The 16,697-nt window shown below is 62.1% G+C and carries 11 protein-coding genes; 10 read left to right on the forward strand and 1 reads right to left on the reverse strand.

Going from position 1 to position 16,697, the window contains the following annotated elements:
• Positions 1–156 precede the first annotated feature (156 nt).
• The gene (locus tag KIH81_RS07240) at positions 157–1,872 is read left to right on the forward strand and encodes an InlB B-repeat-containing protein (protein ID WP_214304754.1); all 1,716 of its coding nucleotides are present in this window, start codon (positions 157–159) and stop codon (positions 1,870–1,872) included.
• A gap of 146 nt (positions 1,873–2,018) precedes the next feature.
• Complete coding sequence (locus KIH81_RS07245; protein WP_214304755.1) at positions 2,019–2,450, forward strand: HTH domain-containing protein; 432 nt, start codon at positions 2,019–2,021, stop codon at positions 2,448–2,450.
• Here KIH81_RS07245 and rfbB read toward each other — a convergent pair.
• Positions 2,444–3,538, reverse strand: coding sequence for a dTDP-glucose 4,6-dehydratase (rfbB, locus tag KIH81_RS07250; protein ID WP_214304756.1), 1,095 nt, complete (start codon positions 3,536–3,538; stop codon positions 2,444–2,446). The two genes, KIH81_RS07245 and rfbB, sit on opposite strands and share 7 nt — an antisense overlap.
• A gap of 244 nt (positions 3,539–3,782) precedes the next feature.
• Between rfbB and KIH81_RS07255 the strand changes: the two genes are divergently transcribed.
• From KIH81_RS07255 to KIH81_RS07290, 8 genes are all read left to right on the forward strand, one after another.
• On the forward strand, positions 3,783–4,988 hold the full coding sequence (locus KIH81_RS07255; RefSeq protein ID WP_214304757.1) for an S-layer homology domain-containing protein: 1,206 nt from the start codon (positions 3,783–3,785) through the stop codon (positions 4,986–4,988).
• A gap of 246 nt (positions 4,989–5,234) precedes the next feature.
• A complete protein-coding gene (locus KIH81_RS07260) occupies positions 5,235–6,770 on the forward strand; it encodes a DUF4854 domain-containing protein (RefSeq protein ID WP_236029411.1) in 1,536 nt (511 codons plus the stop codon).
• A 509-nt stretch (positions 6,771–7,279) separates the two neighbouring features.
• The gene (locus tag KIH81_RS07265) at positions 7,280–8,101 is read left to right on the forward strand and encodes a fumarylacetoacetate hydrolase family protein (RefSeq protein WP_109056744.1); all 822 of its coding nucleotides are present in this window, start codon (positions 7,280–7,282) and stop codon (positions 8,099–8,101) included.
• A 697-nt stretch (positions 8,102–8,798) separates the two neighbouring features.
• On the forward strand, positions 8,799–10,373 hold the full coding sequence (locus tag KIH81_RS07270) for an ABC transporter substrate-binding protein (RefSeq protein WP_214304758.1): 1,575 nt from the start codon (positions 8,799–8,801) through the stop codon (positions 10,371–10,373).
• Between the two features lie 276 nt (positions 10,374–10,649).
• Positions 10,650–11,705: an ABC transporter permease gene (locus KIH81_RS07275; protein ID WP_214304759.1), complete on the forward strand. Its 1,056-nt coding sequence runs from the start codon at positions 10,650–10,652 to the stop codon at positions 11,703–11,705.
• A gap of 156 nt (positions 11,706–11,861) precedes the next feature.
• Positions 11,862–13,886, forward strand: coding sequence for a dipeptide/oligopeptide/nickel ABC transporter permease/ATP-binding protein (locus KIH81_RS07280; RefSeq protein WP_214304760.1), 2,025 nt, complete (start codon positions 11,862–11,864; stop codon positions 13,884–13,886).
• On the forward strand, positions 13,883–14,719 hold the full coding sequence (locus KIH81_RS07285; RefSeq protein ID WP_214304761.1) for an ABC transporter ATP-binding protein: 837 nt from the start codon (positions 13,883–13,885) through the stop codon (positions 14,717–14,719). The genes KIH81_RS07280 and KIH81_RS07285 overlap by 4 nt, the downstream gene beginning before the upstream one ends.
• Positions 14,716–16,605, forward strand: coding sequence for a M20/M25/M40 family metallo-hydrolase (locus KIH81_RS07290; protein WP_214304762.1), 1,890 nt, complete (start codon positions 14,716–14,718; stop codon positions 16,603–16,605). The genes KIH81_RS07285 and KIH81_RS07290 overlap by 4 nt, the downstream gene beginning before the upstream one ends.
• Positions 16,606–16,697: the final 92 nt, after the last annotated feature.

Below are 16,697 nucleotides of genomic sequence, written 5' to 3' on the forward strand. Positions count from 1 at the left end.
GCCGCTTCGTCGCCATGCTGATCCTGTCTTCCATAAGACAAGCCAAACAGGACCGATACCGTTCGCGCTCATTCCCGATGAGGCACCACCACACCCTACGCGCTCAAAAAACGTGAGGCACGTCGCTTCCCCGACCAAATGGATCGATATAGTATCATGGATTCAAATGGAGCGGAAGTGTCGGTAGACAATCCTTTCCGTGTCCGTCAGCGCATTGTTGATGATACGAAGTTTTTCGCCGGTGTTATGACCCCAGGCGGTGCGTATCCGATGTGGTTTCTCGAAAAAGGAACCGCATATGGCGAATCCGTGTCGCAGAATGCGGATGGGACCTATACGTTGCGCGCGCCGTGGCAAGAAGAAGTCAGCAAGCCCAATCAATCTGATTTAGCATCGGTTTATAACAAATATGAGAAGAATTCTCGCTATGACTTCAAAATTGCCTATTGGCTATTGCAATGCTCTTCTCCTTCATACGAGAAAAATGAAGGGGGATGCGCGAGTGACCATAACACCACGGCTGTAGTTGTTCCCAGCTCAAAAACGGTTACGGTGAAGCAGGCAGGATTATACCAGTGGATTCCGGTATGGAAGTGGGATGTTTATCACAAACTTTCATATGACACGTCCAGCCTACCAAAAGGTATAACAATGCCACCTCATGATACCGAATATTACTCTAATAATGTCGGATTGTTCACTCTTCCCGAGTTTGAGAATCTGCCGTCGGACGTCAAATTCCTCGGTTGGACATGGGAGAGCGACTTCGAGGGAACAATAGACGAGCATTTGGTGGATAGAGTTATTCTTAGTCAGAAAAAGCCAATTAAACAATGGCCTAAGAATCAGGATGGTCTTCTTTGTTTCACTGCTGGCAACATAACATTAACCCCGCACTTCATTGATCATCGTCTGCAGCCTCAGCTGGTTGATGAGATTACGGTGGAGGCTGGTGAGGAGCCAGTATTGCCTGCCAGCGTGAAGGTCACTGACCCTGATCGACCGGATGCCGAGCCCGTCGATGCCGAAGTGCTTTGGAACTCGGCTCAGGATGAGGAAGGCAACGCCATCACATGGGCGGACACCGTAGGCGGCGAGGAGTATACCCTGTCCGGTGAGGTGGACGGCACCTCGATTCCTGCCGAAGTCAAAGTTCGGGTTCTTATGCCGAAGACGACGGTCGCCTATCAGGCCAACGGCGGCGAGGGCGTAATGACTCCTACCACGGGTCGGGTCAATGAGCAAGTGAAGACCTCGTCTAACGGATTCACTCGTAAGGGCTATACGTTTGCGAATTGGAATACTGTGGCGGACGGCAGTGGTGTTTCATACAATGAAGGCACCGAAGTCACGCTGGACAAGACCGATGGCCTGACGTTGTACGCGCAATGGAAGGCAAACACATACGTGGTGTCCTTTGACGCCAACGGTGGTACCGGCAAGATGAAGGATCAGCAATTCACCTACGATCAGAAACAGCAGCTTGCGAAGAATGCGTTCACCCGATCTGGTTACGTATTTGACGGATGGAAAATAAAGAATGGCGATGGGAAGACGTCGTATTCCGATGGCCAGAAAGTCTTGAACTTGTCCGCTGATTCGAATGGTGTTGTCGTCCTTCAGGCCCAGTGGAAGTCGGCTGGCGGCTCCTCGTCGGGCGGCAACGGCGGCGGTTCCACGCCTGTGGCGTGTGTGGTGCCGTTCTCTGATGTGTCGGCGTCGACGCCGCATCGGGATGATATCTGCTGGCTTGCCGCGGAGAGGATCGCGACGGGTTACGCGGATGGCGAGTTCAAGGGCATGACGCCGGTGTATCGCCAGGATATGGCCGCGTTCCTGCATCGCATGCACGACAACGTCCTCAAGAAGTGATCGCCCCGAGTCCTGAGCCAGAGCCTTCCACGGCCGGGGCCGGGACTCGGCGAAACCTACGAAATCTATAATGGGTGGCTGGAAAGCCTGACTTCCAGCCACCCATACTTTTCTGCTGTGCCGTTAACCGTGTACTGAGGGGGATCATGCGGTCGGAGACGTTTACGGATGAGGAAATCGCCTACCTGGCGGCATTGCCGGCGGTCGAATTCGCAACGCCCACCAGAATCCATTACGCTGATTGGTTCCGCAAGGAATGCATGAAGCAATACCACGCGGGCGAGAGGCCCTCGCATATCTTCCGACAGGCGGGCCTGCCGCCTGAACTCGTGGGATACAAACGCATCGAGCGTTGCTTCGCCCGATGGCGCCGCGAGGAGAGGCGAAAAGCCGAATCGAAGTCATCGCAATCGCAGCAAAACAGCCAGCAGAAACGGACGAAAGCACCCTTCGGTGATGCACTCGGCCGTGACACGCAGGATCTCATTATCGAACAACAGGCGCGTTACATCGCGACACTGGAGAAGGAAATCGACCGTCTCAAGGAGCTGGCGGGCGAAGCCGAGCAGGATCAGTGACCCTGCCGGCGATACTTCTCCTCAGTGGCCATTTTGTCCGGCATCCACCAGTCCTGGTGCGTGCGGTACCAGTCGATGGTCCGGTCAAGGCCTGCGCTGAAATCGGTGAATCGCGGGTGCCAGCCGAGTTCGGTCTCGATTTTCGTGGCATCGATGGCGTACCGCACGTCACCGCCCGGACGGTCGTTGACGTGGTCGAAATCGTCCGGGCTGCGGCCCATGTGCTCCAGAATCATGCGGAGCACATCGATGTTGCTGTGTTCCCCGTTCGCGCCCACCAGATAGGTCTCACCGATGCGGCCGCGCACCAGAATCGTCCAGATGGCGCTGCAATGGTCCTCGACGTTGATCCAATCGCGCACGGCCAGCCCCTGACCATACAGTTTCGGCCGGATGCCGGCCAGAATATTAGTGATCTGGCGTGGAATGAACTTCTCCACGTGCTGATACGGGCCGTAATTGTTGCTGCAATTGCTGATGGTGGCCCTGAGCCCGTATGTGCGGTGCCATGCGCGGACCAGATGGTCGCTGGCGGCCTTGGATGCCGAATACGGGCTGGAGGGGTTGTACGGGCTGCGCTCGGTGAACTTGTGCGGATCGTCCAGCGCCAGGTCGCCGTACACCTCGTCGGTGCTGATGTGGTGGAATCGCAGATCGTGCCGGCGGGCGGCCTCCAGCAGTACGTAGGTGCCGGTCACGTTCGTCTTCAGGAACGGTGAGGCGTCCAGAATCGAATTGTCGTTGTGGGATTCCGCGGCGAAATGCACGATGGCGTCGATTGGCGGCTGTGCTGATGCTGGCGACGCTGCTGATGCTGGCGACGGTGTGCGGTCGAGCAGCGATTCGACCAACGCCGCGTCGCAGATATCGCCATGCACAAAGGTGAGCTGGTCGGGGAAGATACCGTCGAGGTTCTCCCGTTTGCCGGCGTAGGTCAGGGCGTCCAGTACGGTGATGTGGGTTTCTGGATGATTGCGGGCCACCCAGTGCGCGAAGTTCGCACCGATGAATCCGGCTCCACCGGTCACCAGGATATGCTGCGGAACCGTTGCGGATGATGGCGATGGCGATGATGCGGCGTGACTCATGCGAACCATCGTACCGATGAGGGGGACTGGTGCTCGAAGTGCCGTAATTCCTTGCGGATGCGGCGTTTTCATTGGGATAATTCCTGCTTTTCGTTTGTTGAGGCGGTGTATCCTGAAAAAAGACTGGGAATTGTCTTTCAGTCTCGTCTCGCCGGTGGGCGAAGAGGGAAAAGAGCCGGTGCGATGGCGGACGGGTTTGACTTTGCTTGTGTCGCCTCGTTGAAGGTATGAAAGGAACATTGCCATGAAACGTTTTGGTAAGGCGTTCATCGCATTGATTTCAGCTGGCGGTATGTTGTTCGGTACCGCCGCGGTTGCGGAATCGGCTGTCGCTGCCACGAGGTGGGAGGGCAAGCCTCTGTACGATTTGTCCGTCACTCCTACGACTGTGTCCACGCAGAATGTGGATCAAATGCAGTATTCGTATAGCCGTAATCTGGATGCCGAATTGCCGCCGAACAATCCGGCGCCGGATAAGGTGCAAGCTACCGATGCATCCCTGATTATGGCTTTAGTCGTCGATGGCAAATCCTGCATCAATTGGGGTAAGGATTTGACCGCGCAGCCTTCGTTCTGCGTGCCTGCCGATGGCGTTTCATACGTTAACGATCCTAATAATGTGACCGCGGATAATTTGTATTCAATGTTCAAGATTGAGGTGCCGACTGATGGGAACAAGGCCCCATTCACTGTAGGTCCCACGGCATTGCCTGCGTCGCTGAAATCGATTATCACGCGCGGACTGAAGACCCCGCATGTTACCGGCGTTGATTTCTGGCTGACTGTCGGAATCGGCGACGGCAACGCCAACGGGTCGGACAGCGTGAGAGTGCAGTTCAGCTCGTCGCCTGCGCCGTCTCCCGATCCGTCTCCGTCTCCCTCGCCCAGCGAATCGCCGTTCTCTGATGTGGTGAAGGGCAAGACGCCGCATTATGACGATATTCTGTGGCTCGCTGATCAGAAGATTACGTCCGGCTACGCGGATGGCACGTTCGGCGGCGGCAGGCCGGTGGTGCGTCAGGATATGGCCGCGTTCCTCTACCGTTTGGCCGGATCGCCGAACTTTACGCCTGATTGGTCCAAGAACCCGTTCTCGGATGTAAACGCGAATACCAGCCACGCCAAGGAGGTCATGTGGCTGTATTCCACTGGAATTGCCAAGGGCTTTGCTGATGGCACGTTTGGCGGAACAAAGCAGGTGCTTCGTCAGGATATGGCTGCATTCCTGCACAGGCTTGCCATATATCTGAAGGCCAGTGAGCCTACGGGCAGCGGAAGGACGTTCACCGATGTGACCAGTAACACGTCTCATTCGCAGGATATCGCGTGGCTGTCCAAGACAGGCGTGACGAATGGTTATTCGGATGGCTCATTCGGCGGGCTCCGTCCGGTGGTGCGTCAGGATATGGCCGCGTTCCTCCATAGGCTGAAGGCCAACGTGCTGAAGTGACGCTGATTTGCGTAGGTGCTGATTTTTGATTTGGCACGTGTAAAAGGCCCGATGGCGCTCGTCTGTTTCGGATGAGATGCGGTCGGGCCTTTGCTCGGTGCTGTTAAGTACCGCGATATCGGTGATGAACGGTGTCTGACATGCGGTGCGATTTCGTTGATCTGCGAGTACGCTTGGAATTGACGCACAGCGTTGCGCGCGTTGGGGGATGTCCTACCTGAGGGCATGCGATGAGAAGGGGTCGTGATGAGTGATCTGAACAATGAGCAGGTGCCTTGGGGTGAGCCGGCTTCGGATCCGGCCGCGGGAGTAGGTTTGGAGTCGGGGGAGGCCGCGACTGGAGCGATGCCGGTCGCATCGAATGCGGAGCAGCCTACGCAGACTTTGCCGGCTGCGAGTTCGACGGAACAGCCCACACAAGCGTTGCCGTCGTTCGAGCAGCCGTTGCAGCAGACGCAGACGCTGCCCTCTGCCGCGCTGAATGAAACGGGTCCAACCCCGCAACAGCCGACGCAGATATTGCCGGAAACCGGTTTGTATGGCTCCAGCCAGCCGACCGAGGCGCTGCCGTCTCTGGGTGGGGTAGGACAGCCGACCGAGGCGTTGCCGTCAATGAACCAGCCATTGCAAGCCACGCAGACCTTGCCGGAAGTGGGAACGTATGGTTTCGGCCAGCCCACGGAGGCACTTTCTCCGGTCACCCAACCGTTGCAGAATGGGACGCCGCTTCAGTCTGGTGCGCCATCGGATACGCCTTTTGTGAATAACGCCGTGCCGCAAAGCGCGGGCGAAGTGCCGCAGAACCCGGTTCAGAATGGCGTTCCGCAGGGTGTTCCGCAGTACGGTGAAGTGCCTCCGCAGGGCGTCCCTCCATACGGAGCGGTCCCGCCGCAGGGAGTCCCGCAGTACTCCCAGCCAGGTCAACCGGGGCAGGCCGGTCAATCCAATAACCCATACGCCCAGCCCGGCCAAGGCCAATCGAACCCGTATGCACAGCCCAATCCATACGCCCAGCCCGGCCCGTATGGTCAGTACAACTACGGCGCCCCAGTCTCGCCGGCCGCGAACCAGCGGTATAACGGTCTGGCAATCGCGGGCTTCGTCTGCTCGTTCTTTGTTTCGCTTGTTGGCCTGATTCTGAGCATCATCGGTCTGAACCAGATCAAGAAGCAGGGTGGCAAGGGCAAGGGCTTCGCCATCGCCGGCATCGTCATTAGCGCCGCGAGCATGGTATTGGGGGTCATCCTGGTCATCGCCGTCATCGCTGGCGGCTGGTCGTACGCGAAGAACGAACTGCAGGACGAACTGAACGATGCGAAGTCGGACTACTCGTACAGCGACCCCGGCGACTCCAGCGATTCCGCCAATGGCGAGAATCTCGACAACCTCGACGACACCTTGGACGATACGCTCAACGACACTTTCGACGACCTCTCGAAGGGCGACGCCGGCGTCTACGACTCCGTGCAGGCGTTCGTGGACTCCTCCGAATTCCAGCAGTCCATTCAGTCCGAGGCCGACTCGCTGTCCGGCTCCGGCATCGACTTCAGCTACCACGTCGAGGGCGACACGCTCGTCTACGAGTACACGGTGAGCGACGACTACGCCGCGGCGGGCGACGCCATCGCGTCCTCCGTCTCCGCAATGGGCGACACGTACCAGTCCACCGCGAACATCCTGGGCACCATGTGCAAGACGCAGAGCGGCAAGGCGTCGCTGCGCGTGTACATGCACACCGCCAGCGGCCAGTCGCTCTTCGACCAGACTTGGACGGAGCAGTAGCTCACGGGCTGTTCCAGCGGTTCGCCCCCAGTCGTCTCCAATGATGGCTTTCCCTAGGGCAGGAAGGCTAGAAACCAGGCCGAACGATAGGCGGAAATTTCGCAATAGGTAGGTTGCGGGGTCAGACATGTGCTGCTCAACCGTAGGCTTGGTCGAACGGCCTTGAGTGTGTTGAGCAGCACATGTCTGACCCCGCAACCGTCTGCCGCAACCGTCTGCCGCAACCGTCTGCCGCAACCGTCTGCCGCAACCGTCTGCCGCAACCGTCTGCCGCAACCGTCTGCCGCAACCGTCTGCCGCAACCGTCTGCCGCAACCGTCAGGGAACAGGAAGGAATCGGGCTGAGCCATAGGTGTGTGGCCTTGCGCGGACGACTACCCCTCAGCCCGCTTCGCGGCCAGCTCCCCTGACAAAGGGAGCCGAGAAAAGGAACGGTTCCAAGTGGACGTAACCATCGCTGAATCGTTCGCGAAAAGATTAGACGTATTCAACGGTGTACGCTAGGCAGCATGAGACTTGCACGTTTTTCGCTCAATGATTCGCCGCGCTACGCCTTCGTCCAGACCGACGAAGCCGACGGCAAGGACTATCTCGTCGAACTCGACGGACACCCGCTGTCCGGCGGCCAGGTCACGCCCACCGGCAACCGCTACCCGCTGGACGCCGACGGCATCCGTCTGCTCTCCCCGGTCATCCCCTCCAAGGTCTACGGCCTGGCCAAGAACTACGAGGCCCACGCCCAGTTCATGCACGAGGCCGGCCACTCCGAGATCGCCCACGCGCCGGAGAACATGGTCATCTTCACCAAGCCGTCCACCTCGGTGATCGGTCCGGACGACCCGATCGTGTACCCCGCCTGCTCCAAGGACATGAACTTCGAGCCGGAAGTGGCCGTGGTGATGGGCCGCATCGCCAAGAACGTGTCCGTCGAGAACGCGATGGACTACGTGCTCGGCTTCACCTGCGTCAACGACGTCACCCTGCGTGACCTGCAGGGCCTCGACCCCACCTGGACCCGCGCCAAGGGCTTCGACACCTCCTGTCCGCTCGGCCCGTGGATCGTGATGCGCGACGATCTCAACTGGCGTGACGCCAAGATCTCCTTCACGCTCAACGGCGAGGACGTGCCGATGGCGTCCGGCACCACCGCCAACCTCATCCACGGCATCCCGGAGCAGATCGCCGCGATCTCCAGCTTCTCTACGCTGCTGCCCGGTGACGTGATCATGACCGGCACGCCGAACGCCTCCGGCCATCTCGACCCCGGCGACGAGGCCATCGTGCATGTGGAAGGCATCGGCTCGCTGCGCAACGTGATCGTGCGCGCGTGAATCCTCACGAGCTGCGCTGCGGTTCTGCGTAGAGACTTTCAAAGGCGTTGTGTATGCAGCTCAACGAAAGGGTTGCATGGCATAGCGCCTTTTCTGTTCGTTCAACCCTCACTAAGTATGCGGCCGAACCAGCATGACGCATACATAGTGAGGATTTTGCGTCCTGAACCGTCACTATGTATGCGGACCCTTCGTTCAGCCGCATACATAGTGACGGTTTTTGTCTGCTATGGCCGCGGAGTGACGGTATATCCGCGCGTCCGGACGAAGGTGGCGCGCAGTCTCGGCCTGTCTGCAGCGCAAAAACGGTGGTAACTGCATGCCTTCCCCCGTTGTCATGCGCAGATGCGGCCGTTTTCCGTCACAATCGCAACCCGCGATGATGCGGGTATGGGACGGATATGGCGTGGATATGGGAATGAAGGAGTCCGTCCATGCTGCGCACCTGCCGCCGGTCTCACATAGTGGGACAGTCCTTATTGATAAGTGAAAACCCGTCAAAAACGGCGTCATTCCGCCAATCGACGCCCGTCGCATCCTCGCGCCTGAGTCCCTGTTTCGTCTTTGTTGCACGGCAGAAACATAGCCGCCACATTGATTCATAACATTATATTCATTCTATTGAATACGTCGGCGGCAGTCCGAGCGGACGGTCAATGGAAACGGACCGAGAGGAAGGTACGACATGCAACGCAAGATGGTTACTGCGACCGCGGCGACGGCCGGTATCTGTGCAATGGCGATGGCCCTGGCGGGCTGCGGCGGCGGCCAGGGAGGCGACGCCACGGCAACCGGCGTCCCCGAAACCGTGAACTACGCGATCCAGTCCGACCCGGGCAAGCTGAACCCGATCACCAACGCCACCGGCGACGGCGTGCAGCTGTCCACGCTCGCCTACGAATCCCTGCTGAGCATGCCCGCCGGCTCCGAGCCGACCGGCAACATCGCCAAGGAATGGAAGGCCACCACCACCGAGGCCACGTTCACCCTGAAGGACAACGTGGTCTGCTCCGACGGCACCGCCCTCAAGGCCAGCGACGTCAAGGCCACGTTCGACTACGTGATCAAGGATGCCTCCGATTCCCAGTACAACGGCGTCTACGTGCCGGAAGGCGTGGAGATCACCGCGGACGACTCCGCCAACACCGTGACCTTCAAGACCTCCACCCCGCAGAGCTTCCTCGCCGAGGAGGTCGGTCAGCTGCCCATCGTCTGCCCGGCAGGCCTGAAGGACCCGTCCGCCATGGACTCCAAGACCTTCGGCACCGGCCCGTACAAGCTCGAAAGCGCCTCCGCCGGCCAGAAGTACACCTATGTGCGTAACGATTCCTACAAGTCCGGCCTGCCCGACGGCACCAAGATCACGGACCTGCCCAAGACCATCGTGGCCACCGTGGTGACCGACCAGTCCACCCAGACCAACATGCTGGGCTCCGGCGACCTCAACCTGGTCAAGCTGAGCGGTTCCGACCAGGACCGCATCGACACCACCTCCTACAAGGGCACCAAGGGCGGTTCGATGCCGATGTCCCTGTTCTTCAACCAGAACGTCGCGCGTCCGACCGGCACGCTTGAGGTGCGCCAGGCCATCGCCGAGGCCATCGACCGCAGCAAGGTCGGCCCGGCCATCACGTCCGGCAAGGGCGAGCTGATGAAGTCCATCATGCCCGCCGGCTCCTCGATCTGCTCCGACGCCGATTCCTCCGCCTCCATGGCCAAGACCAACGTCAAGGACGCCAAGAAGCTGCTCGACGAGGCCGGTTGGAAGGCCGGTTCCGACGGCGTGCGCAGCAAGGACGGCCAGAAGCTCACCGTCAAGATCCTGTACAACTCCACCGCCGGCTCGGCCGTGGCCGCGGGCGTGGAACTGGTGCAGAAGGAGCTCAAGGCCGTCGGCTTCGACGCGCAGATCACCCCGTCCGACCAGTACACCAACGTGATCTTCTCCGGCGGCGACTGGGATCTGCTCATCAGCAGCATCTCCGCCACCACCCCGGCCGAATGGTACGGCATCTTCTCCGGCGACGTGGTGCCGGACGGCGGCAACTGGACCTACAACGCGGACAAGACCTACTTCCGTCTCGCGGATGAGGCCGCTTCCCAGGCCGGCGAGGACTCCTGCCCTGCTTGGCAGAAGGCCGAGGACCAGCTCATGAAGAACGTGACCGTCCTGCCGCTCGCCCAGTCCTGGGACATGTACTACTCCAAGGGCTTCACCGTGGGCACCGACCCGACCGGCAACTTCCTGCCGACCACCTTCAAGGCGGCCTGAGCGGGGATAGCGAATACATGAGAAAACAAGCCGGCTGAGGGGATTTTTATTGACTCCCCTCAGCCGGCTTCGCCGACAGCTCAGCAGCAATTGCGGACGGGCTACGCCCGCGTGCTGCCGGCTCGACTGTCGTCTCGCACGATGCCTACGGACAGTCCACCGGACTGTCCGCTTCACGGCATCGTCCTCAGAGAGGGGAACCGAGGCGGCGGGGCCGCGCTGGCAGAGCAGCCGAACCTAATTCCGATAACACGCATAATAAATAAGGAGCACATCGTGAGCGAGAGCAGCAACGCGAACGCGGCGAACGCGGGTGCGAGTGCGGACGCGACGGCAACCACCGCGACCGCGGCCGCACCGCAGCAGCGCACGCACCGTCGCATGAATCCGTGGGTGAGTTTCATCGGAAGGCGACTGGTGCGCACGGTCGTGGCCCTGTGGGTCATCGTCACCGTGGCGTTCGTGGTGCTGCGCTTCTCCGGCGGCGATCCGGTGCGTAACGCGCTCGGTGCCACCGCGTCCCCCGAACTGGTGGCGCAGCGTCGTGCCACGCTCGGCCTCAACAAGCCGCTGCCGGTGCAGTACGCCCAGTACATCGCCGGCCTGTTCCACGGCGACCTCGGCATCTCCATCATCTCCGGCCGTTCGGTCTCCGAGATCGTGGCCACGCGACTGCCGTGGACCGTGGCGCTCGCCCTGGCCGCCTTCGTGGTGATCCTGGTCTTCTCCATCCCGATCGGCATGGCCATGGCCGTGCACACCCAGGGCGACCGTCACCGCGGCAGCGAACTGGTGTTCACCGGCATCACCGGCTTCTTCGGCAACATCCCGGACTACCTGGTGGCCGTGATTCTGGTAAGCGTGCTCGCCGTCAACCTGAAGCTCTTCCCCGTGGCCGGGGCGAACAGCGCGGCGTCGTTCGTGCTGCCGGTCACCGCACTGTCGATTTCCTCGATCTGCATGCTCTCGCGCATCGCCCGCATCCAGACCTTCCACACCCTCAATGACGATTACGTGCGCACGGCCCGCGGCAAGCGACTGAGCCCCATGCGCATCTACTGGCATCACGTCATGCCGAACATGGTCTCCACCATCATGGTGCTCGCCGGCAATACGCTCGCCCAGATCATGACCGGCACGGTGCTTATCGAGCAGGTGTTCAACTGGCCGGGCATGGGCACCGCGTTCACCACCGCCATCACCTCTCGCGACTACGGCATCGTACAGGGTCTGGCCCTCGTCTACGGCTTCCTGGTGCTGCTCATCACCTTCCTGGTCGATGTGGTGGTGGCGCTGCTCGAACGTCGCTCGACCATGCTGGAGACGGCCTGAGCTAAGGAAAGGAATGGCTCTGTTAATCCGGATTGACCTGATTTCCCGGAACTACCCTTCAGTCACCTTCGGTGACAGCTCCCCTGACAAGGGGAGCCGAGATAAGGCGCGATCGACTGGTTTGGGGTTAACGGAGCAAGGAATAGGGAGCGAGAAATGAAACGTACCAAGCAGTTCCTGTCCTCACCGCTGGTGGTGGTCTCCGGCGTGATGATCGTCGTGCTCATCGTGCTGGCCGTCATCGCGCCGGCCGTCTGGGGTGCGGCCGCCAACACCGAAAACCCGGCGATCCTGCTGCACAAGCCGTCCGGCGAGCACTGGTTCGGCACCGACCAGCTCGGCCGCGACATCTTCGCGCGCACGATGGTCGCCACCCGCCTTTCGCTGGTCACCGCCCTGATCTGCACCGCCATCTCCGCGGTGCTCGGCATCATCGTCGGCGCGGTGCCGGTGGTGTTCGGCAAGCGCGCCCAGCGCTGGACCTCGTCCATCATCAACGTCTGGCTCGCCTTCCCGGTGATCCTGCTCGCCATGCTGACCGTCATCGCGCTCGGCACCGGCGCCACGGCCACCACCATCGCCCTGACCATCACCATGACCCCGACCTTCGCGCGACTCGCGCAGACGCTCTCCGCCACGGTGGCCGGCGCGGACTACATGGCCGCGGCCCGCATGTTCGGCGTCTCCGGCAGCCGTCAGGTCTTCTACTACATCCTGCCCGAAGTGGCCGAGCCGTTCGTGGCGAACGTCACGCAGTCCATCGGCGGCGCGATTCTGGCCATGAGCTCGCTGAGCTTCCTGGGTCTGGGCGTGCAGCCGCCCGTCTACGACTGGGGTCGCCTGATCAACGAGGGCTTCGCCCAGGTGTATGTCTCGCCGATGGCCGCTGTGGGTCCCGGCATCGCCATCGTGTTCGCCGGTCTGGCGTTCAACCTGTTCGGCGAGGGCATCTCCAACCAGATCCGTCGCGCCTACAAGCCGCTGCCCTCCGCCCTGTCCAAGCGCGAGCTCGACAACCCGCCGAAGATGCTGGACAAGACCAACATGGAGCTCGTGGTCGAGGCCGCCGCCGAGCAGACCGCGCAGCACCGCGAGAGGGTCGAGGCCCTGCGCGCCAAGGACCCGGACGCCGCCGTGGTCTCCGTGCCGCGCCCCGCGCCCGTGCTTTCCGTACGCGGCCTGACCGTCTCCTTCCCCGAAGGCAAGCGCTGGAACACGCCGGTCAAGGGCATCAGCTTCGACGTGGAAGCCGGCGAGATCGTGGGCCTCGTGGGTGAATCCGGCTCCGGCAAGTCCCTCACGATGATGTCCGTGGCCGACCTGGCCGCGCCCGGTTCGTACGTGGCCGCCGACTCCATCCGCTTCGACGGTACCGACATCGTGGGCATGCTGCCCAAGGACAAACGCAAGCTGCTCTCCGGCATCGGCGTGGTCTTCCAGGACTCACTGACCGCCCTGAACCCCGCCATGCGCGTGGGCAAGCAGCTGGCCGAAGTGCTCGAATGCCAGAACGGCACCCCGCACGAGGAGGCCATGAAGCAGGCGGTCGAGATGCTGGAACACGTGGGCATCGACCCGGCCCAGCACGCGGAACGCAAGTTCCCGCACGAGCTGTCCGGCGGCATGCGCCAGCGCGCGATGATCGCCATGGCCGAGATCAACCACCCCAAGCTCATCATCGCGGACGAACCGACCACCGCACTGGACGTCACGGTCCAGAAGCAGGTGCTGGCGCTGCTGCGCAACGAATGCGCCCGCAACAAGCAGGCCGCCGTCATCGTCTCCCACGACATCGCCGTGCTCGGCGAGATCTGCAGCCGGATCATGGTCATGTACCACGGCGCGATCGTGGAGATCTTCGACACCGCGCTGCTGCGCACGCCCGAGAAACTCAAGCACCCGTACACCCGTGCGCTGGTCAGCTCCATTCCGACCCTCGCCACGGACAAGAGCCGCCCGCTGGTCACCATCGACGACGAGCTGGTCTCGCACCAGTCCGCCGACCTTGCCGATCGGGAGGCCGCCGAACGTGTGGTGAAAAACACTGTGATTGACGGGGACGCGGCAGAGGCTGCCGATATCGCCGCGGACGATGTAGTCAAGGCCGAAGCCGCGGAGGATGCGGCGGAGCTGCAGGAAGCCCCGCAGTCCAATCAGCAGGACACGAAGGAGGAACGATGAGCGACGATACGATTCTTGAGGTCCGCGACGCTTGCGTGACCTTCGAAAAGCGCGATTCCGTGGTGCACGCCGTGGACCACATCTCGCTGACCATGAAGCGCGGCGCCATGCTGGGTCTCGTAGGCGAATCCGGCTCCGGCAAGTCCACGCTCGCCAAGGCCATCGTGGGAATGCAGCCGCTCGACTCCGGCCAGATCCTCATCGACGGCCTGAGCCAGCACGACCGCGCCAAGCTCAAGGGCCACGCCAAGGCCGAAATCGTGCAGATGGTCTTCCAGGACCCGTACTCCTCGCTCAACCCGCGCATGAGCGTGGGCGAGGCGATCGGCGAGGTGCTCGACACCTACGAGCATCTGGGCGCCGCCGAACGCGAGGAATCCGTGGCCGAACTGCTGCGACTCGTGCACCTGCCGGCCGACGTGGCGCCCAAGATGCCCGACCAGCTCTCCGGCGGCATGCGCCAGCGCGTCGCCGTGGCCAAATGCCTGGCCGTGCGCCCGAAGCTCGTCGTGGCCGACGAGATCACCAGCGCCCTCGACGTGTCCGTGCAGGCCGTGGTGCTCAACCTCATCCGCTCGCTCCACGAACAGCTGGGCCTGTCGATGCTGTTCATCAGCCACAATCTGGCCGCCGTGCGCTACATCTGCGACGACATCGCCGTGATGCACCACGGTCGCATCGTGGAATGCGGGCCTGCCGAGCAGATCGTCAAGGCACCGACCGACCCGTACACGCGCTCGCTGGTCGGCGCGATTCCCTCGCTGGAGGACGCCGGCCGTGATGTGCTGCTGGACCCGAGCCTCGATTCAAGCCTCGCCGGGGCCGCCCGATGAGCGATGCCGGGGTGATGGAGGACGTCGCCGAGGATACGTTGGCGGAGACTGCCGTGGAGGATTGTCCGTCTGCCGGCGTTGGTCGTGGCGGTGCCGGGATCGATGGGACCGCCGGGGTTATCGATGCGGCTGCCTTGGATGCGAGTGGCGACACATGCGGCAGTATTGAGACGATGCCGGTGGCGGCCGGTTCGGCGGTGGATGCGAGCCGACTGACCGATGCCGAACGCGCATTGATGACCCGCGCCGACCAATGGCTGGCCGCGCACGCCGACGAATTCGAGCGAACGTTGGCACGATGGGTCGCGGTGCCGTCGATTTGCGACGACGGATATGCCGGGGGAGAGGCGGCGGACGATGGCGGTGCCGCGAACGATGGCCGCCCGACCCCACTTGGTCCGGCCGTGGCGGACATGTTCGACGTAGCGTCCGAGGACATGCGAGCGATGGGCCTTGCGCCCTGTAATCACGGCGGTTACGCACTGTCCGCCGCGGTGGAGTCCGGCGATTCCCGGTTCGATTTGGAGGTCGGTGGCGAGGACGAAATCGCCCTGGTCGGCCACCTGGACGTGGTACCGGCCGGCGACGGCTGGACGCGCCCGCCGTTCGCGCTGACCCGCGAAGGCGAGTTCGTGTTCGGCCGCGGCGTGCACGACTGCAAGGGCCCCTCGTTGGTCAACCTGTTCGTGCTGCGCATGATCCGCGATCTCGACGTGCCGATGCGCCACCGTGTGCGCGCGCTCATGGGCGGCGGCGAGGAAACCCGGATGAACGACCTGCGCGGCTATCTGGCCCGTGAACAGGCGGCCGGATTCAGCTTGGTCACCGATGGCCCGTTCCCCGTGAACTACGGGCAAAAGGGCATCCTGCAGATCACGATGAGCGTGCCCGCGCCTGGCATTTGGCGGCATTTCGCCGCCGGCTCGGCTGCGAACGCCGTGCCCGGCGAGGCCTCGATCGAACTGTCCGGCATCTCAGGTGTGGCCGTGGAATCTGCCATCGCCGAATCGTCCGAACGGTATCGCGAAACGGTCCGCTGGGATGCTGCCGCACGCACGCTCCATGCCCAAGGCATCGCCGGTCACGCGGCCTTCCAGGACGGCACGGTGAGCGCCATCATGTTGCTGACCGGGTTCCTCGCCGAATCCGGACTGCTGGACGGCCCCGACCATGTCGCCGAACTGGCCACGGCCCGTGCGCTGTTCGCCATCGCCCAGTCGAAGGACGGCAGGGGCCTCGGCATCGCCTGCGAGGACGAATCCGGGCCGTTGAGCTTCAACCTCGGCCGAGTCATGCCGGATGCGGAGGGCGTATCGGAAACCGACGGGAACGCGGATCCGCTGAACTCGGCGGAATTCGGTGCGCCCAACGGATCCGTCGGAGCGGAGGCATCCGGTGATAACGCCAGTGCCGAAACGCCCGGCGAACGTTTGCGCCTCCAATGTGACAGCCGATACCCGGTCTCCGGCAACGGGCCGGACATCGAACGCACACTGCGCGCGACCGTCGCGGCCATGCCCGCCGACTGGGATGTGCGGGTGGAATCGGTCCACGACGAACCGGCCTACCGCATCGACCCGGACGGCGTGGAATGCCGGACCCTGACCCGCGCGTTCAACGACTTCTTCGACGCGGATAAGCAACCCTTCACGATGGGCGGCGGCACGCACTCGCGCCTCTTGCCGAGGTCGGTCACCTTCGGCGCCGACTTCTGGTACATGGAGGACATCGCCCGCAAGGCCGGACACCCCGCCAAACCGGCCAGCATGGGCGAAGACGAGGGAGGTGCCCACAGTGCGGACGAATGCGTGAACACCGCCAACCTGCTCACCGCCGCCAAGCTCTACTTGCTCGCCCTCACGCGACTGGACGGCATGCTGGAGTAGGCGCGGCGGCCGTCCGACGAACGGGAAGCCGCGTACGATTGCGGAAGTGAACGTCGTCGGACAAACCCGTCGCCATGCAGCGAGGCGCGATG

The sequence above is a fragment of the Bifidobacterium miconisargentati genome, from assembly GCF_019331675.1.
GTDB lineage: Bacteria > Actinomycetota > Actinomycetes > Actinomycetales > Bifidobacteriaceae > Bifidobacterium > Bifidobacterium miconisargentati.